The sequence below is a fragment of the Chryseobacterium aurantiacum genome (genome assembly GCF_003020585.1).
GTDB lineage: Bacteria > Bacteroidota > Bacteroidia > Flavobacteriales > Weeksellaceae > Chryseobacterium > Chryseobacterium aurantiacum.
The window spans coordinates 387,307-412,562 of sequence record NZ_PXUE01000002.1 but is presented as its reverse complement, the minus strand read 5'-3'; the positions used below and the strand labels follow the sequence as shown (position 1 = coordinate 412,562).

General features: G+C 36.7%; 21 protein-coding genes. 16 read left to right on the top strand and 5 right to left on the bottom strand.

Annotated features, from left to right (window positions below; genetic code table 11):
• Positions 1-21 precede the first annotated feature (21 nt).
• From radC to C7D53_RS08265, 5 genes are read left to right on the top strand one after another with little or no spacing between them, the layout of a single operon-like run.
• The gene (gene radC / locus C7D53_RS08285) at positions 22-699 is read left to right on the top strand and encodes a RadC family protein (RefSeq protein WP_106915915.1); all 678 of its coding nucleotides are present in this window, start codon (positions 22-24) and stop codon (positions 697-699) included.
• Complete coding sequence (locus tag C7D53_RS08280; RefSeq protein WP_106915914.1) at positions 696-1,610, top strand: hypothetical protein; 915 nt, start codon at positions 696-698, stop codon at positions 1,608-1,610. Before radC ends, C7D53_RS08280 begins: the two co-directional genes overlap by 4 nt.
• 21 nt (positions 1,611-1,631) lie before the next feature.
• On the top strand, positions 1,632-2,564 hold the full coding sequence (locus C7D53_RS08275; RefSeq protein WP_106915913.1) for a phytanoyl-CoA dioxygenase family protein: 933 nt from the start codon (positions 1,632-1,634) through the stop codon (positions 2,562-2,564).
• Positions 2,565-2,600: 36 nt separating this feature from the next.
• The gene (locus C7D53_RS08270) at positions 2,601-3,113 is read left to right on the top strand and encodes a DUF7935 family protein (RefSeq protein WP_106915912.1); all 513 of its coding nucleotides are present in this window, start codon (positions 2,601-2,603) and stop codon (positions 3,111-3,113) included.
• A gap of 17 nt (positions 3,114-3,130) precedes the next feature.
• Positions 3,131-3,742: an inorganic pyrophosphatase gene (locus C7D53_RS08265; protein ID WP_045496234.1), complete on the top strand. Its 612-nt coding sequence runs from the start codon at positions 3,131-3,133 to the stop codon at positions 3,740-3,742.
• 82 nt (positions 3,743-3,824) lie between these two features.
• Here C7D53_RS08265 and C7D53_RS08260 read toward each other — a convergent pair whose 3' ends face one another.
• A complete protein-coding gene (locus tag C7D53_RS08260) occupies positions 3,825-5,546 on the bottom strand; it encodes an amidohydrolase (protein WP_106915911.1) in 1,722 nt (573 codons plus the stop codon).
• 136 nt (positions 5,547-5,682) lie between these two features.
• Between C7D53_RS08260 and C7D53_RS08255 the strand changes: the two genes are divergently transcribed.
• Positions 5,683-8,412 (top strand): sodium-translocating pyrophosphatase, encoded by a 2,730-nt coding sequence (locus C7D53_RS08255; protein WP_106915910.1) that lies wholly within the window; start codon positions 5,683-5,685, stop codon positions 8,410-8,412.
• A gap of 117 nt (positions 8,413-8,529) precedes the next feature.
• On the opposite strand, the gene C7D53_RS08250 is transcribed toward C7D53_RS08255, so the two are convergent.
• The gene (locus C7D53_RS08250) at positions 8,530-9,669 is read right to left on the bottom strand and encodes an aminotransferase class I/II-fold pyridoxal phosphate-dependent enzyme (RefSeq protein ID WP_106915909.1); all 1,140 of its coding nucleotides are present in this window, start codon (positions 9,667-9,669) and stop codon (positions 8,530-8,532) included.
• Between the two features lie 184 nt (positions 9,670-9,853).
• Here C7D53_RS08250 and C7D53_RS08245 point away from each other — a divergent pair, with 184 nt between their 5' ends.
• The 6 genes from C7D53_RS08245 to C7D53_RS08220 all read left to right on the top strand — a co-directional run bounded on the left by C7D53_RS08245 (position 9,854) and on the right by C7D53_RS08220 (position 15,279).
• A complete protein-coding gene (locus C7D53_RS08245) occupies positions 9,854-10,897 on the top strand; it encodes a M28 family metallopeptidase (RefSeq protein ID WP_106915908.1) in 1,044 nt (347 codons plus the stop codon).
• Between the two features lie 76 nt (positions 10,898-10,973).
• Positions 10,974-11,423 carry a GNAT family N-acetyltransferase gene (locus C7D53_RS08240; RefSeq protein ID WP_228422255.1) on the top strand — a complete coding sequence of 150 codons (450 nt, stop codon included), beginning with the start codon at positions 10,974-10,976 and terminating at the stop codon, positions 11,421-11,423.
• A complete protein-coding gene (locus tag C7D53_RS08235; RefSeq protein WP_106915907.1) occupies positions 11,420-11,794 on the top strand; it encodes a VOC family protein in 375 nt (124 codons plus the stop codon). Before C7D53_RS08240 ends, C7D53_RS08235 begins: the two co-directional genes overlap by 4 nt.
• The gene (locus C7D53_RS08230) at positions 11,791-12,291 is read left to right on the top strand and encodes an endonuclease V (protein ID WP_106915906.1); all 501 of its coding nucleotides are present in this window, start codon (positions 11,791-11,793) and stop codon (positions 12,289-12,291) included. The genes C7D53_RS08235 and C7D53_RS08230 overlap by 4 nt, the downstream gene beginning before the upstream one ends.
• A gap of 150 nt (positions 12,292-12,441) precedes the next feature.
• Positions 12,442-13,617: an acetyl-CoA C-acyltransferase gene (locus C7D53_RS08225; RefSeq protein WP_106915905.1), complete on the top strand. Its 1,176-nt coding sequence runs from the start codon at positions 12,442-12,444 to the stop codon at positions 13,615-13,617.
• Between the two features lie 357 nt (positions 13,618-13,974).
• The gene (locus tag C7D53_RS08220) at positions 13,975-15,279 is read left to right on the top strand and encodes a T9SS type A sorting domain-containing protein (RefSeq protein WP_106915904.1); all 1,305 of its coding nucleotides are present in this window, start codon (positions 13,975-13,977) and stop codon (positions 15,277-15,279) included.
• A 93-nt stretch (positions 15,280-15,372) separates the two neighbouring features.
• Here C7D53_RS08220 and C7D53_RS08215 read toward each other — a convergent pair whose 3' ends face one another.
• Positions 15,373-18,711 (bottom strand): DEAD/DEAH box helicase, encoded by a 3,339-nt coding sequence (locus tag C7D53_RS08215; RefSeq protein ID WP_106915903.1) that lies wholly within the window; start codon positions 18,709-18,711, stop codon positions 15,373-15,375.
• Positions 18,712-18,885: 174 nt separating this feature from the next.
• Here C7D53_RS08215 and C7D53_RS08210 point away from each other — a divergent pair, with 174 nt between their 5' ends.
• The 4 genes from C7D53_RS08210 to C7D53_RS08195 all read left to right on the top strand — a co-directional run bounded on the left by C7D53_RS08210 (position 18,886) and on the right by C7D53_RS08195 (position 23,553).
• A complete protein-coding gene (locus tag C7D53_RS08210) occupies positions 18,886-20,382 on the top strand; it encodes a catalase (protein ID WP_106915902.1) in 1,497 nt (498 codons plus the stop codon).
• Positions 20,383-20,597: 215 nt separating this feature from the next.
• Entirely contained in the window at positions 20,598-21,395 is a 798-nt protein-coding gene (locus tag C7D53_RS08205; RefSeq protein ID WP_106915901.1) for an SDR family oxidoreductase, read from the top strand.
• 78 nt (positions 21,396-21,473) lie between these two features.
• Positions 21,474-22,391 (top strand): helix-turn-helix domain-containing protein, encoded by a 918-nt coding sequence (locus tag C7D53_RS08200; protein WP_106915900.1) that lies wholly within the window; start codon positions 21,474-21,476, stop codon positions 22,389-22,391.
• 154 nt (positions 22,392-22,545) lie between these two features.
• Positions 22,546-23,553, top strand: coding sequence for a T9SS type A sorting domain-containing protein (locus tag C7D53_RS08195; RefSeq protein ID WP_106915899.1), 1,008 nt, complete (start codon positions 22,546-22,548; stop codon positions 23,551-23,553).
• 142 nt (positions 23,554-23,695) lie between these two features.
• On the opposite strand, the gene C7D53_RS08190 is transcribed toward C7D53_RS08195, so the two are convergent.
• Together C7D53_RS08190 and C7D53_RS08185 are read right to left on the bottom strand one after the other, a co-directional pair.
• A complete protein-coding gene (locus C7D53_RS08190) occupies positions 23,696-24,316 on the bottom strand; it encodes a hypothetical protein (protein ID WP_162926131.1) in 621 nt (206 codons plus the stop codon).
• A gap of 57 nt (positions 24,317-24,373) precedes the next feature.
• On the bottom strand, positions 24,374-25,222 hold the full coding sequence (locus C7D53_RS08185) for a helix-turn-helix domain-containing protein (RefSeq protein ID WP_228422254.1): 849 nt from the start codon (positions 25,220-25,222) through the stop codon (positions 24,374-24,376).
• Positions 25,223-25,256 lie beyond the last annotated feature (34 nt).

Genomic DNA, 25,256 nt, shown 5'->3' with positions numbered 1-25,256 from the left:
GTCTAATCTACACTTTGCCTTATGTCTATAAAATTTCTTGCTGAAGACGACAGACCGCGTGAAAAATTCTTGCAAAAAGGCAAGGGTTCGCTTTCTGATTCGGAGTTGTTGGCTATCATTATGGGAAGTGGAAGCAGAGAAGAGAGTGTTTTAGAATTATCAAGAAAAATTTTGGCTTCTGTCAATAATAACTGGCATCAATTAAGCTTGCTTTCTGTAATGGACTTAATGAAATTCAAAGGAGTAGGGGAAGCAAAGGCTATTTCTATCATTACAGCCTTGGAAATCGGAAAAAGAAAGGCCGGCCAGGGAATTCCGGAGAAATCAGTCATTGGAAACAGCCATGATGCCTATTCACTTCTGAAAAATCAGCTGTCAGATTTAAGAACAGAGGAGTTTTGGGCTATTTTTATGAATAACAGCAATAAAGTGATTCATATCTCACAGCTAACCCATGGAGGGATAAGCCAATCTATTGTTGATGTGAGAGTACTGTTTAAGAAAGCTTTGGAACATCTTTCAACAGGTATTATCATTGCACATAATCATCCTTCTGGGAGCTTAAGGCCAAGTAAGGAAGATATTAATATTACACAAAAAATAGAGGAAGCAGGAAATATATTAAATATCCAGCTTTTAGACCATATCATTGTTACACAAGATTCCTATTTTAGCTTTTCGGACGAAGGATTATTATGATTAAGAGATTGAAATACCATGAAATTGATTTTGTAAAATATCAAAAAGCTTTATCTGAGGCATGCCAGCTTTCAGATTTTGCCCGAAAAGATTTTTTAGATATCATTGCAGGTAAAAATTGGGGGCTTTTGATTTACAAGGATTATGAAGCAGTAATGCCTATAGCATGGTCCAGTAATTTTGGAATTAAAATCATTCAGATGCCGGCACTTTGTCATCAGTTGGGAGTGTTTTCAAAAGTAGATAATCCTGAAGTAAACAGATTCTTTTTTGAATTTCTGAATAAGAATTTTGCTATTGCTTTCTATGCATTTAACAAGGACAATAATTTTGCTGTAGATACCCAAAAGAAAAAATCATATCTCATTCTTCAAAATAACTATGACGATGTTAAAAAGAACTATCATATTCATAGGCGTAGAAATGTAAGGCACACCGAAGATATTGAAACAAATGTTGAATTTAGCAGCAAAATAGATTTTAATACCCATGTTGAAGATTTCTTTCTTCAAAATGTAAGGGGAATAGATAAAATGTCCCTTAAAAAGGTCTATTGGAATACGGTGATTAAATTGATTGAGGCCGGACTTATGGAAACCTTTATCGTGAAATATAAAGGCAATATTCAATCATTTGTAGCAATGTACTGTGGAAAACAAACAGATTACCTTAGTATGTTTATTAATTATGCCCAACTTGAGAATAAGAATCTTCCATCCATTGCAATAGATCATCAGCTTCAGAAATGCATTGCGCATAAGAGCTTTGATTTTATGGGAAGTAACGTGCCGAGTGTAGCCTCTTTTAACGAAAGATTTGGGGCTAAAGAATATTCTTTTTCCATCATAATCTATCAGAAACTGAATATTATCAGTAAAATAATTAAGCTTGTCTTTACGAAAAACAGGTAACTTTATAGAAAATAATTAATCATGCTAAAATTTATCAGGAATTATAAGCTTCCCTATATTATCTACAATTTTTTTCATAAAGATAAGCTGAAGCACAATATTCCGTTATATAAAAAATATGGAGTAAAGAAGAGTTATTTTTCTTCTATTTCCAGTTCAGATTTTGCTCATCTTCCCACTACAGAAAGAGCTATTCTTAAAGACAAACTATCATCCACTGCTTTTTTTAAAAATCTATCGGAAGAGAATCAAAAAAGTGCTGTCCAATATGATGATAACGGATACATGATCCTAAGAAATTTTCTAAGTCCTGATACTGCAGAAAAAATCAATACTGAGATCGAAAAACTCATGAATGATGGTACCTTGAAGTTTCGCTATGGCGGAAAACTGATGTTTGCCATTCATCATTCAGAGGTTATTAAAAATATTGGAAGCGATAAGAATTTATTAGAGTTTCTGTCTGTTTTATTGGATGGTAAAGCAAAATTATTTCAGAGTATCAATTTCATTAATGGAAGCCAACAGAAGACACATTCGGATAGTATTCACATGACAACATATCCGTTGGGAGGGCTTTTAGGAGTATGGATTGCTCTGGAAGACGTGGATGAAAACAACGGAGCATTGCATTATATTCCTGGAAGCCACAAACTTCCTTACTTCTTAAATTCCGATTACGATAATGAAGGAAATGCCCTAAGAATAGGAAAGAAAAGTTATAAGGCCTATGAAGAATTCCTTGAAAATAAAGTAAAGGAAATGGGATTGAAAAAGGAAATTTTCAAAGCCAAAAAAGGTGACTTATTGATTTGGCATGCCAATATTCTTCATGGTGGAGAGCCTCATACCGATAAAAACAGAACCAGAAAAAGCCTTGTGTATCACTTTTTTGATGAAAACAGTGTTTGCTATCATGAAGTTACACAAAGACCTGCGCTATTTGAACTGTAATATCAGAAAATATTAGTAATTTTGCATCCTAAAATTATGGCGAGTTTTTCAGGATATCTACCGTATGCATTTGCATTAATCATTGCAATTCCTTTTCTGGTTTTGCTTAGACAATTTGTACACTCGTACATTACTCTTAAAAATCAGGAAATCAAACTGCTTACCGTGAAGTCAAATTCAGAGAACAAAGCACATTCTTATGAGAGAATGACGCTGTTTCTGGACAGGATAAAGCCATCCAATCTTATCCAGAGATTTGATAGAGGATTGGCCGTTCATGAGTTTATTTTCCTTACAGAAAAGTCAATCAATGAAGAATTTGAATATAACTCCTCACAACAGTTATACCTTACGAAGCATTCATGGAAGAATATTGTAGACTCCAAAAATGCCATTATTGAGTTGCTTCATACCACCTATAATGGATTGAAAGGAGAGGTTGAACTGGACGAGTTCAAAACCATTTTCATCATGAACTATATGGAAAGTGATGATTACATTACAATAACCATAGAGGATTTAAGAAAAGAAATTTTAATAATAACTTAAAAAATAACAGATAAATAATGATTCCAAATTTTAAAGCACATCCATGGCACGGGATTTCTGCAGGGGAAGATGCGCCAAATGTTGTAAATGTATTTGTGGAAATTGTTCCTTCAGATACTATTAAATATGAAGTAGATAAAGAAACAGGATATTTAAAAGTAGACAGACCTCAGAAGTTCTCTAACATAATCCCGGCTTTATATGGTTTTGTTCCAAGAACATATTGTGATAAAGAAGTGATGAGACTTGCTGTAGAAGCAGGAGCTACTGATGTTACAATGGGAGATCATGATCCTCTAGATATTTGTGTTTTAAGTTCTCACAATATTCACGCAGGAGGTTTATTGATGGAAGCTATTCCAATCGGTGGTTTCAAAATGATCGACGGAGGTGAAGCTGATGATAAAATTGTTGCGGTAATGATCAATGACCATGCTTTCGGACATTTTAGAGATATTACTGAACTACCTGAAGCAGAAGTAAAAAGATTAATGCACTATTTCTTAACATATAAAAACCTACCGGATGAGCCTGCAAAATGCAGAATTCAGGAAGTGTATGGCGCTGAACATGCAAGAAAAGTTATCAAAGCTTCTCAAACAGACTACGCAGATAAATTCGGAGGATAAGAATTTCTTCGATACCGTATAATCTATAAAAGACAGACGAATTTTCGTCTGTCTTTTTATTTTATGAATTTGATATGGATGTTTAATTTCTTTTGTAAACTGATCTTCCTTCTTTTATGGTTTCAAGAACAGTGATATCTCGGATTTTTTCTGGATCTATGGTTAGAGGATTTTGATCAAGTATAACAAAATCAGCCAATTTGCCGGTTTTAATAGAGCCTTTTCTATCTTCTTCCTGCAATTGATAGGCTCCATTAATGGTTATTGCCTTTAATGCCTGAAGAGGAGTGATTCTTTCATTAGGTCCGAGAATTCTTCCTGAGCGGGTTTTTCTATTTACAGCTGCATATACTGCCGTAATCAAATCGGGTGGAGTAACGGGAGAATCATGATGAATTGTAAAAGGAATACCTGCCTTCAATGCTGAATTTGCCGGACTTATAAAAGAGGCGCGCTCAGGGCCAAAAACACTTGAATAATGCCAGTCACCCCATAAATAGGCATGGGTAGAAAAATAGGATGGAATGACTCCCAAATCCTTTATTTTTTGAATATGATCCGGACGGCTGTTTTGTACATGGATCAGTGTGGCACGCAATTCCGGCTTGTAGATATTTTCGTCTTTTAATCGTTGAATAACCCGTATTGCCTGATCTATAGCGGCGTCACCGTTCACATGAAGTTGTGCTGTGATATGATTTTGAAATAAGGTTTTCAAATCTGTATATAATGTTTCATCAGTAAAGATAGGGAAGCCCTTATAATCTTTGGATTGTCCCTCTGGAGGGATTAAATACGGTATTGTGAGCCATGCTGTTTTACCTTGTGGAGATCCGTCATCTGAAAACTTAAATCCTGCCAATTTCAAATGATTTTCATAGTGCATATACTTTGGCTTGAAAGTATTAAAATCATTTTTAAAATATTCATAATCTGGAAAATACACAACATCTGCTTTAAAAAGATTTTGAGATGCTGCATTTTGTAAAAGAGCTACACTTTCTCCCATCGTTCTTCCATCACAAATAGTGGTTTGTCCATAACTCAGCCATTCTTCCTGGGCTTTTATCAGATTCTGTAGGGCTTGTGCCTGGGTATCTTTCCCTTTATTCATTTTTTCGGTTAAAGTAAGTAATGCTTTAAAACTTGCATTTTCTTCCAGTTTCCCATTTAATTTTCCGGTTTTTTTATCTCTTCCAAAATGTCCCCCTTCGGGATCTTTTACGGATTCAGGTATTTGTAGGTATTTCAGCATAGCACTGTTTGCAACACTGGCATGGCCTGAAGCATGAATAACCATTATTGGATTGGTTTTACTAATGGCATCCAGTTCTGCTCTTGTTGGATGACGGTGCTCTGTCATAATAGCATCATCATAACCATTTCCTATAATAGGTTGCTTATCATTTACTTTATTTTCTTTAAGATAATTTTTAATAGTATTCTGTAGATCTTTAATAGAATTAACAGTGCCATATGGATCTGGCGAAAGATCTACCGCATCCATAATTCCCGCTCTTGAAGTCAGGTGCCCATGAACATCTATAAAACCGGGAAGGAGAGTCTTACCATTAAGATCAATCATTCTGGTTGCGGGTTCTGCATAATGATTGGCATCTGATTTCGTTCCTGTAAAAAGTATTTTTCCATTTTTTATGGCTACAGCTTCAACATTGGGAGAAGCGTCTTCCATCGTTAAAATAGAACCTCCAAAATAAATACTATCAGCTTTCTCTTGCGGAATTTTGTTCTGACAACCACTCATGGTTATTGTCAATAAAAGAATGTAAATGAAGTTTTTCATAGTTATTTAATTCATTTTATGGTGACAAACAAATCTACGAAATAATGTTTTATTGGGGGATTATCTTATAATGTATTTATAATTTTGTTATATTTATAAAACTAATTACGATTTTTTAATATAAAAATAATAAACTATGGATTTGTTCTATTTAATTCCGGTTTTTGGGGTGATAGCTTTGCTTTATACATTTTTTCAAAGCAACTGGGTCAATAAGCAGAATGCCGGAAATGAAAAAATGAAAATTATCAGTGGTCATATCGCTGATGGTGCAATGGCTTTTTTAAAGGCTGAATATAAGATTTTAACCTACTTCGTCGTTGTCGTAGCTATTTTATTGGCGGTGATGGGCTCCAGTAATGCAAATTCTCACTGGAGTATAGGTCTTGCCTTCGTGGTAGGTGCTATATTTTCTGCATTGGCAGGCTTTATTGGGATGAAGATTGCTACAAAAGCCAATGTAAGAACTGCAGAAGCAGCAAAAACTTCATTAGCAAAGGCGCTTAAGGTATCTTTTACAGGAGGTTCTGTGATGGGAATGGGAGTTGCCGGACTTGCTGTGTTAGGATTGGGAGCTTTATTCTTAATCGTTAAGCAGATTTTTGCACCGGATGCCACAGTAGATTCTCACGAAATGGAAAGGACAATTGAGATTCTTACCGGGTTTTCTCTGGGAGCAGAATCTATTGCTCTTTTCGCGAGAGTAGGCGGAGGTATCTATACAAAAGCTGCTGATGTAGGAGCTGACCTTGTAGGAAAGGTAGAAGCAGGAATTCCTGAGGATGATCCTAGAAACCCTGCTACAATTGCTGATAATGTAGGAGATAACGTGGGAGATGTTGCAGGAATGGGGGCTGACCTTTTTGGCTCCTATGTGGCAACAGTTCTGGCCACAATGGTTTTAGGAAGAGAGACAATTTCGGATGATTCATTTGGTGGTTTTGCACCCATCTTATTACCTATGCTCATTGCAGGAACAGGGATTATTTTTTCAATGATAGGAACTTTATTTGTGAAAATCAATGATAATGAAGGGTTGTCTACCTCGAGTGTACAAAATGCACTCAATCTGGGAAACTGGGGAAGTATTGTTATTACCGCTATCTCTTCCTATTTTCTGGTAACCTATCTTCTTCCGGAAAAAATGATTCTTAGAGGTCATGAATTTACCAAAATGGGTGTTTTCGGGGCTATAATGGTAGGTTTAGTGGTAGGAACGCTTATGAGTATTATCACAGAATATTATACTGCCATGGGAAAAAGACCGGTTTCCAGCATTGTGAGACAGTCTTCAACAGGGCATGCAACCAATATTATCGGTGGACTTTCTGTCGGAATGGAATCAACATTACTTCCGATTATTGTATTGGCAGGAGGAATTTATGGTTCCTATTTATGTGCCGGATTGTATGGGGTAGCTATTGCAGCTGCCGGAATGATGGCTACTACAGCAATGCAGCTCGCTATTGATGCTTTTGGACCTATTGCAGATAATGCAGGAGGGATAGCCGAAATGAGTGAGCTGCCTAAAGAAGTTCGTGAAAGAACAGATATTCTGGATGCTGTAGGAAATACAACAGCAGCAACAGGAAAAGGTTTTGCCATTGCTTCAGCTGCATTAACGGCCTTGGCGCTGTTTGCTGCATTCGTAGGAATTGCAGGTATCGATGGTATTGATATTTACAGAGCAGATGTTTTGGCGGGATTATTTGTAGGAGGGATGATTCCTTTCATTTTCTCATCATTAGCCATCACGGCAGTAGGACAAGCCGCTATGGCAATGGTGGAAGAAGTAAGAAGACAGTTCCGGGAAATTCCAGGGATTTTAGAGGGTAAAGCGCAACCTGAATATGAAAAATGTGTGGCTATTTCTACAGATGCATCCATCAGAAAGATGATGTTGCCGGGAGCAATTGCAATCATTTCACCTTTATTGATCGGGTTTATTTTTGGACCTGAAGTACTGGGAGGATTTTTGGCAGGGGCTACCGTGTGCGGTGTTCTGATGGGGATGTTTCAGAACAATGCAGGTGGAGCTTGGGATAATGCTAAAAAATCATTTGAAAAAGGGGTAGACATTAACGGACAAACCTATTATAAAGGTTCAGAACCTCATAAAGCCTCAGTAACAGGAGATACAGTAGGAGATCCATTTAAAGATACTTCAGGACCCTCCATGAACATTTTGATTAAGCTGATGTCAATTGTTTCTTTGGTTATTGCACCTACACTGGCTATTGTACATAAAGATAAAATTGAAGCGAACAGAAAGGCTAAGATTGAAAGCTTAACCGGAATTTCAAGCACTTCAGATAGCCATACAGGTATTGCAACAGGTCCGGTTATTTCTGGCGAAGTGAAAGGACATCTTAATGAAAATGGAGATTTTGTATATGAAACCGGAAACATTCAAAAAGTAAAACTAAAAGGAGGTAAAACAATTGCAGTAGGAGAAGCTAGTCAGCTTTATCAATTGTATGCTGTTGTTAATCAAAAAGATAAAGCAGCTTTGGATCCTAATAAATGGTATACCATTGAAAATCTTTATTTTGAAACAGGATCCAGTGATCTGAAAGAAGGGTATGAATTACAATTGAATAACCTTGCTGAACTCCTGAATGCCTATCCTGATCTCAAAATAAAACTGGGAGGATATACAGACAACAGTGGTAACGAAGAAAACAATCTGCGACTTTCAAATCTAAGAGCGCAGACTGCAAAACTTAAACTACTGGAGTTGGGAGTATCTGCAGAAAGAGTAGAAGCAGAGGGGTATGGCTCGCAGCATCCAATTTGTGAAGCCAATGACACAGACGAGTGTAAGGCCAAGAACAGAAGAATTGATGTAAGAGTACTTGCTCTTTAAGATCAATAGAAATAGAAAAAAGCATCACATTTGTGATGCTTTTTTATGCTTATCTGTTATGATAATAAGACTTTTAAAATATATTTTTTTTTCAGATTCTTTTTGCTTCTCTTGATATTAGAGGTTTTTTCTGAGATGCTCCAGCGCCTGTATAATGACTTCATCTTTTTTTGCAAAACTAAATCGAATATAATCTGAGTTTTGTCTTGAATTATAAAAGGCAGAAAGAGGGAGACAGGCTACTTTTTTGTCAATGGTAAGCCATTTTGAAAACTCTACATCAGTCATTGTTTTAGATACATTTCTGAAATTGACAACCTGAAAAACACTTCCCTCAGTCTTTTGTTCAATTTCTAAGGGAGTTTCCTTGAGCAGTTCATTAAAAATATCCCTTTTTTTCTGCATTACACTTTTGTTTAGGGCAGGATCAAATATTTCCAGATACTTTGCCAAAGCATACTGAGCAGGGGCATTTGCACTATAGGAAATATATTGCTGATGGCTCCTGAATAAGGTGGTCAATTCCTCAGAAGCAAGCATGTAACTTACTTTCCAGCCTGATGTATGAAACATTTTGCCAAAAGAAAAAACACAAAAAGTTCTTTTTCTAAGCTCAGGATGAATAAACGAACTGTAGTGTTCAGCTTGATCATAACAATAAGTGTCATAAATTTCTTCTGAAATTAAATAGATTTCCTGATCCTTAATTAGCTCATAAAGTTGATTCCAGTCTTCCTGTTTCCAAATTTTTCCGGTTGGATTTTGTGGAGAATTGACGATAATAGCCTTGGTTTTTTCAGAGATGCAGTTTTTAAAAAGGTCCCAGTTTATTGTAAAATCATCTTCAAGATCATAATAGACGGGAATTCCCTCATTCATTACTACTGAAGGCCCGTAGGTGTAGTAAGATGGTTGAATAATAATAACTTCATCATTCTGATTTAAAATAGATTTAAGGGCAGTATATAAAGCAAAGGTTGCACAAGGAACAATGGTGATTTCATGAGCTTTAAGTTGGATTTTATTTTCCCGTTTTGCATTAAAGGCCACAATTTTTTCGATCAGTAACGGGCTTCCGGCAAGAGGTTCATAGTTATGAGTATCGAGGTTGGCAGATTCTTTTAAAAATGATTTCAATCGCTCATCAATATCAAAATCCGGAAGTCCCAAAGAAAGATCAAAGCTCCCATGTTTGGAAGCCATCTCAGACATTTCCGTAAAAAAGGAATAATGGGTAAATCCATGAATTTTTTTCATTCATATTGTATTTTGTCAAATATAATGAAAAACAGATATTGTTTTGTTGGTATTTTTGAATATTCGCGTGTTGTTTGCTGTGTTTTTCTTGAATATATTTAAAAATCATCATTAAGTGAGCTTCAATTTGTAAGTTTTCCTTTAGATTCAATAAAAATTATTATTTTTAAGAAATTTATTCTTTATGAAAAAAATACTTATTCCGCTATTCTCGATAGCTGTAATGGCCAGTTGTGGAACAGCAAAGGTTTCTGATGGAGCTTCATCACACCCTGTCTCTACAAAACATAACAAGGCATTTACAGATGCTTACAATATGATTAAGGCTGATGATCTGAAGAAAAACCTGTATGTAATTGCTTCTGACGAAATGGAGGGCAGAGATACAGGAAGTAAAGGACAGAAAAAGGCGGGTGAGTATATTGTTAACTATTATAAGAGCTTGGGAGTTTCTCACCCAAAGGCACTAGGATCTTATTATCAGAAAGTTCCGTCAGAATTTATGAAGAAAAGAGGCGGTGGAAACCTTCCTGATTCTGAGAATATCCTGGCTTTCATAGAGGGAAGTGAGAAACCCGAGGAAATTGTTGTAGTTTCTGCGCATTATGACCACGTTGGAACAAAAAACGGAACGGTATACAATGGTGCTGATGATGACGGAAGCGGAACCGTTGCTGTAATGGAGATGGCAAAAGCGTTTCAGCAGGCTAAAAAGGCAGGCAAAGGTCCTAAAAGATCTGTTCTGTTCCTGCATGTTACAGGAGAAGAGCATGGCTTATTTGGTTCAGAATATTATACAGACAATCCGGTTTTCCCTTTAGCAAATACGGTTGTAGATCTTAATATTGATATGATTGGGCGCGATGATCCTGCCAATAGAGGAAAGCAATATGTATATGTAATAGGTTCAGACATGCTAAGTTCTCAGCTCAAAGTAATTAATGAAGCAGCTAACAAAAGAACCAATAACCTGGAGTTAAATTACAAATACGATGATCTTAATGATCCGGAACAATTATACTATCGTTCAGACCACTATAATTTTGCGAAAAACAATGTTCCTGTAGCATTTTTCTTTGACGGAATTCATGAAGATTATCACAAGCCTACAGATGATCCTGAAAAGATTGACTATAAACTTTTGGAAAAAAGAACCCAGCTTATTTTTACTACAGCCTGGGATATTGCTAATAGAGCAGACAGAATTGTAGTTGACAGAAAACAATAAGAATTTAAAATACTAGGGAAAACAAAGACATAAAGTTTGTAAGAAGAGCTTTTTGTCTTTGTATATCCCCCAAATAATGAATATAACCATTCGTGAAGCCAGAATAGAAGATATTCCTCAGATTCAGGTGATAAGAAATTCAGTAAAGGAAAATACATTATCTGATCCGGGCCTGGTTACAGACAAAGATTGTGAAGAGTTTTTGTTTGAAAGAGGAAAAGGATGGGTAGCTGAAGAAGCTGATCAGATTGTTGGTTTTTCAATAGTAGATTTGAAAGAAAATAATGTCTGGGCGCTATTTCTGCATCCTGATTTTGAAAAGAAAGGAATAGGAAGAAAGCTTCACAATATGATGATGGATTGGTATTTTGGACAGAAAAAAGACAATATCTGGCTTGGGACTTCACCAGGAACAAGAGCAGAAGCTTTTTATAGAAAATCCGGATGGACTGAGATTGGAAGCCATGGAAAAGGAGAAATTAAGTTTGAAATGACCTTTAAAGACTGGGAAACAAAAATATTATGACACCAAAACTGAAATCCATAAGACCCTTTATCGGGGCACAAGATTTTGATATCAGCAGACAATTTTACAAAGATCTGGGGTTTGAAGAAGTTGTTCTGGAGGCCAAATTATCACTGTTTATAAGAGAAGAAATCGGTTTTTACCTTCAGGACTATTATGCGAAAGACTGGGTTGATAATACCATGATTTTTATGGAAGTTGTCAATACAGATGAATTCTGGAATGAGCTTCAGTCTCTGGGGCTTACAGAAAAATATGAAAATGTAAGACTTACTCCTGTAAAAACGATGGATTGGGGAAAAGAATGTTTTGTACACGATCCCTCTGGAATATTGTGGCATTTTGGTGAATTTTTTAGAAGAGAAATATGATTTACGCTTTCGATACCTACTATTACGAGGATTATGCCAATACGGTGTGTATTGCGTTTAATGACTGGACCTCCGAAAGAGAAATAGAAACCTTTACTGAACAAACAGACATCAATTCCGGTTATGAAAGTGGTGCATTTTATAAAAGAGAACTCCCATGCATTCTAAGTTTGTTAAATAAGATCGTATTAAAAGATGGTGATGTGATCATTGTTGATGGCTATGTTACTCTTGATGATCATGGTAAGATTGGTTTGGGTGGGCATCTCTATGACGTTCTAAAAGAAAAATTTGCAGTGGTGGGAATCGCCAAAAATGAATTTACCACTCCCGATTCCCAAAGGAGAAATGTGTTTCGTGGTGAAAGCAAAACACCATTATTTATTACAGCTAAAGGCATTGACGTAGACCAGGTTAAGCGTCATGTGGAACAAATGCACGGAGCTTACAGGATGCCAACCTTATTGAAAAAGCTGGATCAGTTAAGCAGAGATTAAAGATTCAATATCTTACCGGAAAGAGAGAGGATTTTTTTTAAAGCGCCAATATACCGATTGGTATAATTTGCTTATATTTGTATTTCTCTCCAATCAAAGGAGATTTTTTTTAACCAAAAAAATACCGATCGGTATTTAAATAAGTGAAATATGAAAGACGCATTTATCATTGCATCAAAGCGAACTCCCATTGGAGGTTTTATGGGGAGTTTATCAGGGTTTACAGCTCCTCAACTGGGAGCTATAGCAATACAGAATACCTACAAGGACATATTGAAATCTCCCGAATATACAGACAGCGTTTATATGGGAAATGTTTTAGGAGCAGGAGTGGGACAGTCACCAGCGAGACAGGCCGCCATTTTTTCCAAAATTCCGGAAGATAAGGATGCTACTACGATCAATAAGGTTTGTGCCTCAGGAATGAAAGCCACGATAGCAGGGGCTCAACAAATCCAGCTTGGCCTGGAGAATATTGTAATGACTGGTGGTATGGAAAGCATGAGCAATGTTCCTCATTACAATTATCTGCGTAAAGGACAGAAACTAGGAAACGGAATCCTTATAGACGGGCTTATCAAGGATGGTTTGTGGGATGTTTACAATGATTTTCATATGGGAAGTGCTGCAGAATTAGGCGTGAAAAAATATGGACTGACAAGACAGCAATTAGATGATTATGCACTACTTTCCTATAAAAAAGCACAAGACGCAGCCTCTGGTAATAAATTTAGTAATGAGTTAATTAGTATATCAATTGAAGGAAAGAAAGGGACAACGGTTATAGATAGAGATGAAGATATAGACAAACTCATTCCTGAAAAAATATCACTTTTGAAGCCCGCTTTTGAAGACGATGGTACCTTAACAGCTGCTAATTCAAGTAACCTGAATGATGGAGCTGCTGCGTTACTGCTAGCGTCCTCAGAGGCAATAAAAGAACATGGATTTAAGCCGTTAGCAAGAATTGTTGCCTATGCAGATGCAGCCCAATCTCCGGAATGGTTTACCACTTCTCCGTCTATTGCCATTCAAAAAGTGCTGAAACAGTCTGGTCTCACCTTGTCGGATATCGACTATTTTGAAATTAATGAAGCCTATTCTTCCGTAATTTTATCCAATCAGCAAATTCTGGGATATGACTTAGATAGGGTAAATATCTATGGAGGAGCCGTAGCGTTGGGACATCCCATAGGGGCTTCAGGAGCCAGAATTATAGTAACTTTGGTAAACGTCTTACGTCAGGAAAGAGGGCGATATGGTATTGCAGCCATCTGTAATGGAGGTGGGGGAGCTTCAGCGATTCTTATTGAAAATATGAATTAAAAAAGAGCATTTTAGTACCGCTAAACAAAAATAGGGTATTGCAATAGAATGGATACAGGGAATAGATTAAAGCTGATGAAGTTAAAAATTCGGAAATTTATACTCCAAAAATGGTACTGGATAAGCAAAAACACAGTGAAACTATTTCCATTTAATTATTCCACGAAATATTTTTTTGATAAAGATTTAAACATAACTAATCCAAACTAATTGATAATTATATAATTAGTTTGGATTTTATTGATTGTTTAAAAATGAAATTATTGCAAATGTTAATAAACTGACAAATGTCATTACATTCTTATTTTTATTGATTCTAAATAAATATAAATTTGCCTCAATCAAATTAAGAACTTCATGAGAAAATTAACTACTCTTTCTGCTGTCATTTTATGCGGACTAATGGATGCGCAATATTGCACTCCTGCATTTCAATATGGTGCCAGCAGCAACATGATAAGCAATGTGACCTTTGGAAACATTAACAATGCATCAACTACGAATTCGTCCACAACTCCGGAATATGAGGATTTCACTTCAATTTCCACAGACCTGGTAGCAGGAAATTCATATCCTATATCTGTAAAAGGGCCGTCCAGTACGTTTCCAAGTGATGTAGTGGTATACATTGACTTTAATCAGAACGGAAACTTTGATGATGCTGGAGAAAGCTTTTTTATAGGGAGGCTGGCTGCTGCTAATCCGGCAAATGCTTTTACGATTGATAGTTCAATCACTATTCCATCCAATGTATCCGGTGGGAGCAAAAGAATGAGAATTCTTAAAAATACAAATGTATCAGCTTATTCTGATCCTAATGCTCAGAATTCAATCAATTCAGCTTGTGATCAGGGGCTAAGAGCAGGGCAGACTGAAGATTATACAGTGAATATTTCAGGAGGAAGCCCGGGATTCCCTGCGCCATACTGCGGTTCGGAAAACGTAACAACCCTTACAGTAAGCGAAATAAGCAGGGTAGAATTTGTAGGACTCACAAATGAAAGCCCTATTGATGGAAATTCATCGGTAATAGAAGACTTTACGGGAACCGTTTTCAATGTAAACCGTGGAAGTGGTTATCCAATAACAGTTACAGGAGGAACTCATGGGCAGGGCACAGTTTCTGCTTATGCCTACATCGATTTTAATCATAACAATCAGTTTGATGCAGATGAGAAGTTTAATCTGGGGTACTTGGATAATTCAGATCCTGTTTCCGGGCATCAATCGGGAGTAACTTCCGAAACGATTACCATTCCAGCCAATGCATTATTGGGAACAACTCGTTTCAGACTAGTAAAAGCTTATGAATCCAGTTCATGGATGGGAACTTTGGAAAATTTACCATGCCCGTCAGGTTGGTTTATTGGGCAGGCAGAGGATTATACCATCAATGTACAGCCGGAAAATCTTTCAACTACAGAGGTTTCAAAAGATTCATCAAAGAGTATTAAAATATATCCAAACCCTACTACAGGTTCTGTAACGATCAAAATCAAAGAGGGGTTGGAAAAGTATGAGGTCTACAATATTTCAGGGCAAAAACTTTCGGAAGGAACCTCTGAAATTGTGAACATGAACAATTTTGTTACAGGTACTTATCTCCTTAAAATCATTACAAAAAATAAAAATATAATCACTGAAAAGGTGATCAAAAAGTAAACACACATATCATATCTAATCATATCCATATCAATTTTTGTTTTTTTAACCGGCAGATTACATCTGTCGGTTTTGTTTGAATAATAGGGATGATTAATCAGATTCCAAAATATCAAGAAGATCCTGCTTAGATAAGCCTTGAAGCTTTTTTCCATCTGTTTTGAGTAGGTTCTGAGCCAATATCGTTTTCTTTTTCTGCAGCGTAAGAATCTTTTCTTCCACCGTATTTGAGCATATCATTCGAACAGCAATCACATTCTTGGTCTGTCCTATACGATAGCTTCGGTCAATAGCCTGATTTTCTGTAGCAGGATTCCACCACGGGTCTATTAGGTAAATATAGTCAGCTTGGGTAAGGTTAAGCCCAACACCACCGGCTTTTAGACTTATTAAAAACACCCTGATATCTTCATTTTCCTGAAAATTAGCTACCTTTTTGCCCCTGTCTTTGGTTTGGCCGGTAAGATATTCAAAAGGAATCCTATGGCGTTCCAGTTCAGGTTTTAGCAGGTCCAGCATTCCTACAAATTGTGAGAATACAAGGATTTTATGATCTTTCGACTTTCCAAGGATTTGTTCCATGAGAATCTCAATTTTAACGGCATGTTCACCGGAATAGCCCTCTTTAATAAGTATTGGGGAATTACAGATCTGTCTAAGCCTTGTAAGGCCTGTGAGCACATGCATGCTGTTTTTATTAAGATCATCGTCATCATTTGCTGCTATAAACTCACGAAGCTCCTTTTCATAGGCATCATAAATCCTACGCTGTTCGGCATTCATTTCACAGTAGATAACTGTTTCTGTTTTTTCCGGAAGTTCTTTTGCTACTTGTTTTTTGGTTCTTCGGAGAATAAATGGCTTGATCTTTTGCTGAAGCTCCAAGGCCCGTTTACTGTACTCAAACTTATCAATAGGAATGGCATAAATATCCTTAAAATACTGTTTGCTTCCCAATAATCCGGGACAGGCAAATGAAAGCTGGCTGTAAAGATCAAAAGTGCTGTTTTCAACAGGGGTACCCGTTAGTACAATCCTATTTCTGGATTGGAGTAGGCGCGCTGCCTTGTACCTTTCTGAATTAGGATTTTTAATGGTCTGAGACTCATCAAGGAAAGTGTAGTTAAAGGTAAAAGTCTTCAAAAATCGGATATCCGAAAGCAACATACCGTAGGAGGTGAGAATGATTTCATAATCTGGAAAATGCGCTGTGGATTTCTTTCTGTCGGGACCATAATGAATTAAAGTTTTTATAGATGGTGCAAACTTACTGATCTCATCCTGCCAGTTGAAAAGCAGTGAAGTAGGGACAACAACAAGATTGGTGGTGTGCCCGCGTTTTTCTCTCTGAGATAAGATGAATGCAATAATCTGAAGAGTTTTTCCCAGTCCCATATCATCGGCAAGGCATCCTCCGAAATTAAATCCGTCCAGGAAATTAAGCCAATTTAATCCGTCATGCTGATAATCCCTTAGTTCTGCATTTAATCCAGCAGGAATATCTATTTTGGGGATATCTTTAAGCGCTGAAAACTGAGAAGAATAGGAGGTAATTTCATCCCATGTCTCTGTACTCAGTACCTCTTTTTCAAAAAGTGAAGAAACTTCTGTAAAGTTGATTTTTGGAATTTTTAATAATTCTTCATCAATTTCTCCTGCCTGAAAATAAGCAGCAATCTTGTCCATCCATTCCTCAGGGAGAATTCCCAGGGTTCCATCATCCAGCTGAACAAATTTACTTTTATTACGAAGGGTTCTGTGAAGCTGTTTTAGAGTAGCTTCTTTTGGTCCAAATCCAACTTTTAGCTTCGCGTTAAACCAGTCTAATCCGCTTGTAATCTGTATGTTTATTTTTGCGCGATGTGGGTTTAACTTATTGTTTTTTAATTCGTTGAAGCCCAGTATGATGATTCCCTCATTTCTCCATGTTTCAAAAGCTTCAAGAAACCAGTTATCGTCCAGAAATTTATCTCTGTGGAGATAAAAATAATCATAGCCGTCCATCTGCTCCTCAAAATCAGGATGCTGTTGCATAATTAAAGAAGTAAAGCGCGCCTCGGCTGCCTCACTTCTGTCTATTTTAAAGATGTTTCCGTTTTGGTCGGTATCGAAAATCTGCTTTCTGGAATAGACAGGAACTTCAACCTGGCCATACTTCATTACAGGTGTTATTCCAATATAATTTTCCTGTTGACGGAGATAAACCACTCTTTCAGTCTGATAATTCTTGTCTTTAAGTTGTACTTTCGTTGCGGGCTGTATATAGCTATAATTGATATTGATACGTTCTTCTATATTGGATAAAATATTCTGCATGAAAGCTTTATATTTGGAAGAATGCACCAGTAAAATTTCATTGTTTGTCTTAAAAAACTTGATGATTCTGAGGATGTCCGGATGATCTACAAGACTGAAAATGTTGTTGTTATAAACAAAATACTCGTTTCTGATGATAACATTTTTGAAAGGTACAGAAATATCATTAAATAATAATTCTCCTGTAATTTCGTAAAATGGATCTTTCTTAAATACAGATAGTTGTACCTCTGCATCTAAAGTATTAAGTTTAATGGTTGTAAGCGACTTTGAGGAGACGGTTTCAGCAATATCCCTGTCATGATAATACACATCAAGACCCAACGGATTTTGTACAATCAGTTTTAAAGCTTCCAATTCGGCGGAATTATATTCCTCATTGTAGTTGTTATGAAAAGAAGCAATGGCTGTATAGAATTTAATCTCCAACGGTTTTTCTGCTTTCCATATCAGTTGCATGGCATCTACAGAACTTACAGGATTTTTAATTTTTCCTGTCTGGGTTATTTCGGCTTCCATTAACGAAAAGACGAGGTGATTGTAGTACCGGTGTTTTCCTATCACCAATATCTGTTTTTTACCGGTTTCAAAAAGCGCCAGTTCATCTAATTTGGAGGGTTGCTGAGGAAGAAGCTCTTTTTTGAAAAGGAGTTCATCCATGGGAAGCATTTCCTTAATTTTAGGCTGTATTTCAAGTTTCCCATCTATGTATTTCAACTGGAAATAAAGATCAAGATCCGGTTCATTTTCCAGACCATATCCTTTTGCTTTTGGAATCAGTGTTTTTCTTCGAAGAGTATCATCAAAGAAGATCCTGTAGTTTTTTTCCTCCAGAATACAATGGATAATTTCTGCCTGATGTAAACAGAGCTGATCTTTGGAATGGTTACAGGTACATGAACACAGCAATGAACTGCCTATGCGGCTTATAGTGACTATAGGGAAGTCCTCCAGAGAGGTATTCTTTGTAAATGTCCCAATATTATTTTCTATGGTCAAAGGATAGATCTCACGAAAATTCTTCATGCCAACAAAGGCACTTTCTGTGGTATGTTTCAAAAGATCATATACGGAAAGTGTACTGAGATTGGTGTTTTCAAGGATATATTCTGCCATAAAAATTGATAAAGGCAAACTTACAAAAAACAAATGAATGGAAATACTTCCGATGCTGTGGCTATTTTAGTCAATACATCAGGCTAATCTATTTTTGGACCGCTTTTTTTTGTATAAACTGGATGATTCTGCCCTGGTATTAATCCGATAATTTTGAATAATAAATTATACAATATGAACGAAAATAAATTAACGAACCGAACCGGAGCACCTGTGCCAGACAATCAGAATATTCAAACTGCCGGACGCCGTGGTCCCGCTTTATTACAAGACGTGTGGTTTTTAGAAAAAATGGCTCATTTTGACCGTGAAGTAATTCCGGAACGAAGAATGCATGCCAAAGGATCAGGTGCGTATGGGGTTTTCAGGGTAACCCATGATATTACCCGCTATACAAAAGCAAAGATCTTTTCTTTTATTGGAAAGGAAACTCCTTTATTTGTTCGCTTTTCTACTGTAGCTGGTGAGCGTGGGGCTGCTGATGCAGAAAGAGATATCCGTGGTTTTGCCATAAAATTCTATACAGAAGAAGGAAACTGGGATCTTGTAGGGAATAATACACCTGTTTTCTTTCTTCGTGATCCATTAAAGTTTCCGGACTTAAATCATGCTGTGAAAAGAGATCCCAGAACCAATCTCAGAAGTGCTGATAATAACTGGGATTTCTGGACTTTATTGCCGGAATCTCTTCATCAGGTTACCATAACCATGAGTGACCGCGGCATACCCAGATCTTACAGGCATATGGATGGTTTTGGCAGTCATACTTTTAGTTTTATTGATGATAAAAATAACCGGGTCTGGGTCAAGTTTCATTTTAAAACACAGCAGGGGATCCAAAATATGAGCAATGAAGAGGCAAAAGCAATCATTGGCAGTGATCGGGAAAGCCATCAGAAAGACTTGTATGAGAGTATTGAGGCTGTTCATTTTCCTAAGTGGACAATGTATGTTCAGATCATGGAGGAAAAAGATGCCAGTAGCTATCACATTAATCCGTTTGACTTAACAAAAGTTTGGCCTCATGGGGATTATCCTCTTATTCCTGTAGGAGAACTTGTATTGAATAGAAATCCATCCAATTATTTTGCTGAAGTTGAGCAAGCCGCTTTTAATCCTGCTTCTATAGTGCCGGGAATAAGCTTTTCGCCGGATAAAATGCTTCAGGGGCGTTTATTTTCTTATGGAGATACACAGCGGTACCGATTAGGGGTTAACCACCACCAGATTCCCGTTAATGCACCTAAATGTCCATACCACTCTTATCATAGGGATGGTGCCATGAGAACAGACGGGAATTTTGGAAGTACAGTAGGGTACGAGCCTAATAGCTTTAATCAGTGGCAGGAGCAAAATGATTTTAACGACCCTTTTTTACCCATTGATGGCGCTGCTGGACATTGGGATCATCGAGAAGATGCGGATTATTTTTCTCAACCGGGAAATCTTTTCAGGCTGATGTCTGATCAGCAAAAAAATATTTTATTTAAAAATACGGCAGAGGCAGTGGGAGGTGCACAAAAGTTTATACAAATTCGTCATATCAGAAACTGTTATCGGGCTGATCCTGCTTATGGAGAAGGGGTTAGCAAAGAACTTGGATTATCTATGTCAGAAATTTTTGATTATGAGGGGTATGATATGAAGAAGATGAATGCAGATACGATGTAAAGAAACGTTTATTAAATATTGATTTTTAGCTTCGGAAACAACCTTATGTATTTTCGGAGTGAAATCCTTTAGTTTGAATGAGCAACTAAAGGATTTTTTTGATTCCATACTTTTTATTTTGGATCCATCCATTTTGGCTACATGTTTATCCGTTTTGGCAACTTTTGTCGTTCTTAGGTTCCTGAACTTTGTCCTGTAATTTTAAACAAGAAAAAATGAAAACAATTTTTATAACAGGTGCTTCTACAGGATTAGGAAAAGCAGCTGCCAAATTATTTCAAAACAAAGGATGGAACGTCATTGCTACGATGAGAAATCCGGAAGCAGATACAGAATTAGCTTCCCTGGAAAATGTGACCTTGCTTCCTTTGGATGTGACCAACCCTGCACAAATTCAATCAACCATTAAAAAATCTCTTGAATTAGGAGATGTAGACGTAGTCTTCAATAATGCTGGATACGGGCTTATCGGGCCTTTGGAAGCACTTAGTGATGATCAGATCGTAAAACAACTGAACACGAATTTATTAGGTGTTATTCGTGTTACACAGGCATTTATTCCTTATTTCAGAGAAAGGGAAAACGGAACTTTTATCTCTACAACTTCAATAGGTGGCTTAATTGCTTTTCCGTTGGGATCAACTTATCATGCTACAAAATGGGCATTGGAAGGATGGAGTGAAAGCATGGCTTTTGAACTTAATAGGTTCGGAATAGAGATCAAAACTGTTTCTCCAGGAGGTATCAAAACCGATTTTGTAAGCCGTTCTCTGGATTCTGCAACCAGCCCTGCTTATGAAGAAATGATTAATTCTTTATTTTCAAGTATGGAAGGTATGATGGAGGCTGCTTCCACACCGGAACAGATTGCAGAGGTGGTATATGAGGCTGCTACAGATGGCAAAAAACAACTAAGGTATGTAGCGGGTGAGGATGCAAAGCTTCTTTATGCCCAAAGGCTGGAACTGGGAGATGAAGCTTTCAGAGATCAGTTGGGAAAACAGTTTATTTAACAATTTTCGTAAATATACGGTGTTGATTATGTGGTTTTTACATATTTTTTTTAATCGAAAAGTTTATACCTTTACAACATGGAAAAGAAAGAAAATAGTCCTATGAAAATTTCATCCATATCGGAATTGCACAATTTGTTGCAGCTTCCGGGTCCGCTTCATCCATTGGTAAGTCTTATGGATAATGAAAGGATGAGCATCAATAATGACTTGATGGGTAAAAGTTTTTTATTGAATTTTTATAAGATTTCCTACAAATTTTCCATGAACGGAAAGAAAATGGGCTATGGACAGGGATATTATGACTTTAATGAAGGAGGAATGATGTTCACGGCACCGGGGCAGATTCTCTCTCCGGAAGAAAATGCAGAATATTGTGGATATACACTTGTGGTACATCCGGATTTTATCAGAAACTATCCTTTGGGAAAGACGATTAAAAATTTAGGATTCTTTTCCTATGATACGAATGAAGCTCTGCATTTGTCTGACCACGAAAAAAGTATAATAACCGGACTTCTGGACAGCATCAAAAATGAACTGAACACTGCGATTGATGAAGTAAGTCAGGATGTAATAGTGTCTTATATTGAGGTTCTTCTTAATTACAGTAACCGTTTCTATAAAAGACAGTTTATTACAAGAAAAGCTGTAAATAGTGATTTTCTGACTAAAATGGAAACAATACTTGAAGGGTACTTTAATGAACAGAAAACTTTAACTCACGGACTTCCTACAGTTGACTTTCTGGCCTCAGAACTGCACCTTTCACCCCATTATCTGAGTGATATGCTGAGAAACCTTACCGGACAGAATGCCCAGCAGCATATTCATGAAAAATTGATTGAAAAAGCCAAGGAGTATCTTACAACAACAAACTTCTCTGTATCCGAAGTAGCTTATGCATTAGGATTTGAACATCCGCAATCCTTTAATAAGCTATTTAAAAGGAAAACAGAAAAAACACCGTTAAATTACAGACAGTCATTTAACTAAATATAAAAAATGCCCAGCTATTCTGCTGGGTGTTTTGTTGTAGAGCTGTTGGTAGAATAAAAAATGCCTTAGGTAGATGAAAATACTTTTTTAGGAGTACAGCTCCTTACATTCAATATAAAAAAAGCAATCACCAATCTTAAACAAAAAAAATATGAAAAAACTAACTCTTATCTTATTTCTTGCAAGCGGAATAATGGCTTATGCCCAACCATCCATAACAAGAGCAGGCGTTGATCGAATTAACAGCATCATTACCCTTAAATCTGAAGATGTAACGGGAACCACTATTACAGCAGGTCCGGCAGGAGCTAATGTTAACTGGGATTTCTCAGGATATACAGGTACTAATACTCTTACCATTACAACAAAAACATGCCCCGGACAGTCTAATTGTTTTAGATTTCCCACGGCTAACCGGATTACGGCACCTACCGGTATAGAAACTAATGACTTTAGTATTATGACAGATACTGAAGCAACGATGTTAGGGTCTCATTCAGGGCCTTCATTGGGAGATGTGACAACCACGTATGTCAATCCATTGATTGAATATAAGTTTCCGGTTACCTATCTACAGCAATTTGATGATACCTATGAATTTAACAGCGTCTCCGCTGCCATTGGAAATACCAATGAAACAGGACAGGTGAGCCAGACTGTGGATGCCTATGGAACCATAATAACTCCTACAGGAACCTATACGAATGTGTTGAGGATAAAAAGAATGAGAACAGCCACACAGATTATTGCCAGTACACCTGCTCCTATTACCGCCACCTATACCAATGAGTCCTATCAATGGGTGAGTCAGACAGCGGGAACGGTATTTAGTTTTGCCATCAACACTTTTGTTCTTTTAGGAAATACAAATATTGCAAAAACAGTATCCTATCTTGAGACAGAAGTATTGTCGACGATTGATCTGGATAGTAAAAAAGCTGAAATATTAGTATATCCGAACCCGAGTACCGATTTTATTACTCTGGGATCAAAAGAGGAGATTAAGAAGGTTAGCATTTCGTCCCTTGATGGTAAGGTAGCTTTAAAGGCTGAAAATCCAACGAATATTAACATTTCAAAGCTTCCGAAAGGAGTTTATATTCTTCATGGTGAATTCAAAAACGGGGCTTCTGTCTCCAAGAAAATCATTAAAAAATAAGAAGTAATTTTTATTGAGTTAAATAAAAACAGGAAAATCATACTTTCCTGTTTTTTTGTGCCTAAGTTCCTTTTAAAATTGATGAATAGGGAATGAATTATCTCTATTATAAAAAGTTGTATTTTAAAATGAATGAAACCATTTAGCTTATGTTTTTAATGGATTCTATTTTCCATTTATCCTTTTTGACAAGGGTATATCTATACGTCATCCCGCAGTTTTTCAAATGAAATTCTATGTTGCAGGATTGTTCATTGATTGGTTTTACCGTGAATGGTATGCTGTCAATATTTTCTAAATCAGATTGATAATCATCCTGTGTCATAAAGAAATAATCATAGTCGAAACCAAACGGAGGGCCGTCATTAGCCGGGTTTTGTTTGAAATATTCATTTCCATCCACATACCTTTTTTTATAAACAGATAGAAACTGTTGAGAAAATAAATCACTGCTTTCCAGAAACTTAATTTCTTTATCCACTTCATCAAAATCTATAGAATAATTGGATGGAGCGTCATTTTCATTCTGAGGTCCACCTTTTATGGAGTTGAAACTGTAGATTTTATTTTCGTTTTCTTTATACCATTTCAGAAAAGTCTTTACTGTTTCAGCCGGGGAATTATCCTGAACTTTTTGAATGGAAACGGCAGTATTTTGAGGCTTTATGGAATCTTGTACTACTGATTTTTTTATAGCATCTTCTTTTTTACAATGAGTAAACACCATTAAGACAGTAGATAGTAACAATGTTTTCCTTAGCATACCTATTTTTTAGACCTCAAAAATACGAAAATAAAAAAGCTGGGCAGAGGGACAAAATTATTTTTTAATTCTGTAATTTTCTCTGTAGGTATTAGCTGTAATTCCTGTACAACGTCTGAAATATCGACAAAAAAGTGAAGAATCTACAAACTGCAACTGATTGCTAATCTCCTTAATGGAAAGCGGGGTCGTTTTGAGGAGTTCTTTGGCCTGTTTTATCACCCTATAGCTAATCCATTGCTTAATGGGTTTTCCCGTTTCCTTTTTGATAAAACTGCTTAAATACTGTGGCGAAAGATGCAGCTGATTGGAATAAAATAAGACACTTCGTTCCAAATGCCCGTGTTTATTCAACAGTTCAAAAAAATGTTCTACAATATCCTGACTTCTGGTTTGCAAAAGGCTATTATTCCTGATAATGGGTAGGTAAAGCTTTGAAACCAGCTCGAGAAGTGCGTAGAGCAGATATTGTACAGATTCTACAGTGCTTTGTTCCTTTGTTTTGGAATGATAATCCTGTATTAAAGTAACGGTAGCCCAAATCAGCTTTCTTGTTTTGTTTTCTATTACCATCACAGGATGGAACTTGATTTCGTCACTGGCCAAAAGAACTGTCAGAAAGCTATAGGTACTGATGAAGTCCAGGGAAATATAAAATACGGATAATTCAAGATCATTACTGCATGAAATACCTGACAGATCCGTATCGGGTAAAAGCATAATGATGGAGCTGCTTTGTATATGAAACGGAAAAGTATTGATATGAAGATCCAGCTCTCCGGAAGATACAAAACAAAGCAGTAGTTTATTAAGCTTACTGGCTTTTTTGTAAAAGCTACAGAGGGTGTCTGCCTTATATTCTTCAATACATAATCCTTCAAATTTTGGTTTAATATCTATCATCATGCAGGTAGATTATTTCTTGGAATGGTTAATGCTT

Bases quoted from the DNA above. Each gene is read 5' to 3' on its own strand.
- C7D53_RS08255 (WP_106915910.1), top strand. From the start codon at position 5,683: ATGGATTTGTTCTATTTAATTCCGGTTTTTGGGGTGATAGCTTTGCTT.
- C7D53_RS08185 (WP_228422254.1), bottom strand. From the start codon at position 25,222: ATGATGATAGATATTAAACCAAAATTTGAAGGATTATGTATTGAAGAA.
- C7D53_RS08270 (WP_106915912.1), top strand. From the start codon at position 2,601: ATGGCGAGTTTTTCAGGATATCTACCGTATGCATTTGCATTAATCATT.
- C7D53_RS08215 (WP_106915903.1), bottom strand. From the start codon at position 18,711: ATGGCAGAATATATCCTTGAAAACACCAATCTCAGTACACTTTCCGTA.
- C7D53_RS08260 (WP_106915911.1), bottom strand. From the start codon at position 5,546: ATGAAAAACTTCATTTACATTCTTTTATTGACAATAACCATGAGTGGT.
- C7D53_RS08245 (WP_106915908.1), top strand. From the start codon at position 9,854: ATGAAAAAAATACTTATTCCGCTATTCTCGATAGCTGTAATGGCCAGT.
- C7D53_RS08200 (WP_106915900.1), top strand. From the start codon at position 21,474: ATGGAAAAGAAAGAAAATAGTCCTATGAAAATTTCATCCATATCGGAA.
- C7D53_RS08220 (WP_106915904.1), top strand. From the start codon at position 13,975: ATGAGAAAATTAACTACTCTTTCTGCTGTCATTTTATGCGGACTAATG.
- radC (WP_106915915.1), top strand. From the start codon at position 22: ATGTCTATAAAATTTCTTGCTGAAGACGACAGACCGCGTGAAAAATTC.
- C7D53_RS08210 (WP_106915902.1), top strand. From the start codon at position 18,886: ATGAACGAAAATAAATTAACGAACCGAACCGGAGCACCTGTGCCAGAC.
- C7D53_RS08250 (WP_106915909.1), bottom strand. From the start codon at position 9,669: ATGAAAAAAATTCATGGATTTACCCATTATTCCTTTTTTACGGAAATG.
- C7D53_RS08205 (WP_106915901.1), top strand. From the start codon at position 20,598: ATGAAAACAATTTTTATAACAGGTGCTTCTACAGGATTAGGAAAAGCA.
- C7D53_RS08280 (WP_106915914.1), top strand. From the start codon at position 696: ATGATTAAGAGATTGAAATACCATGAAATTGATTTTGTAAAATATCAA.
- C7D53_RS08275 (WP_106915913.1), top strand. From the start codon at position 1,632: ATGCTAAAATTTATCAGGAATTATAAGCTTCCCTATATTATCTACAAT.
- C7D53_RS08230 (WP_106915906.1), top strand. From the start codon at position 11,791: ATGATTTACGCTTTCGATACCTACTATTACGAGGATTATGCCAATACG.
- C7D53_RS08195 (WP_106915899.1), top strand. From the start codon at position 22,546: ATGAAAAAACTAACTCTTATCTTATTTCTTGCAAGCGGAATAATGGCT.
- C7D53_RS08240 (WP_228422255.1), top strand. From the start codon at position 10,974: ATGAATATAACCATTCGTGAAGCCAGAATAGAAGATATTCCTCAGATT.
- C7D53_RS08235 (WP_106915907.1), top strand. From the start codon at position 11,420: ATGACACCAAAACTGAAATCCATAAGACCCTTTATCGGGGCACAAGAT.
- C7D53_RS08265 (WP_045496234.1), top strand. From the start codon at position 3,131: ATGATTCCAAATTTTAAAGCACATCCATGGCACGGGATTTCTGCAGGG.
- C7D53_RS08225 (WP_106915905.1), top strand. From the start codon at position 12,442: ATGAAAGACGCATTTATCATTGCATCAAAGCGAACTCCCATTGGAGGT.
- C7D53_RS08190 (WP_162926131.1), bottom strand. From the start codon at position 24,316: ATGCTAAGGAAAACATTGTTACTATCTACTGTCTTAATGGTGTTTACT.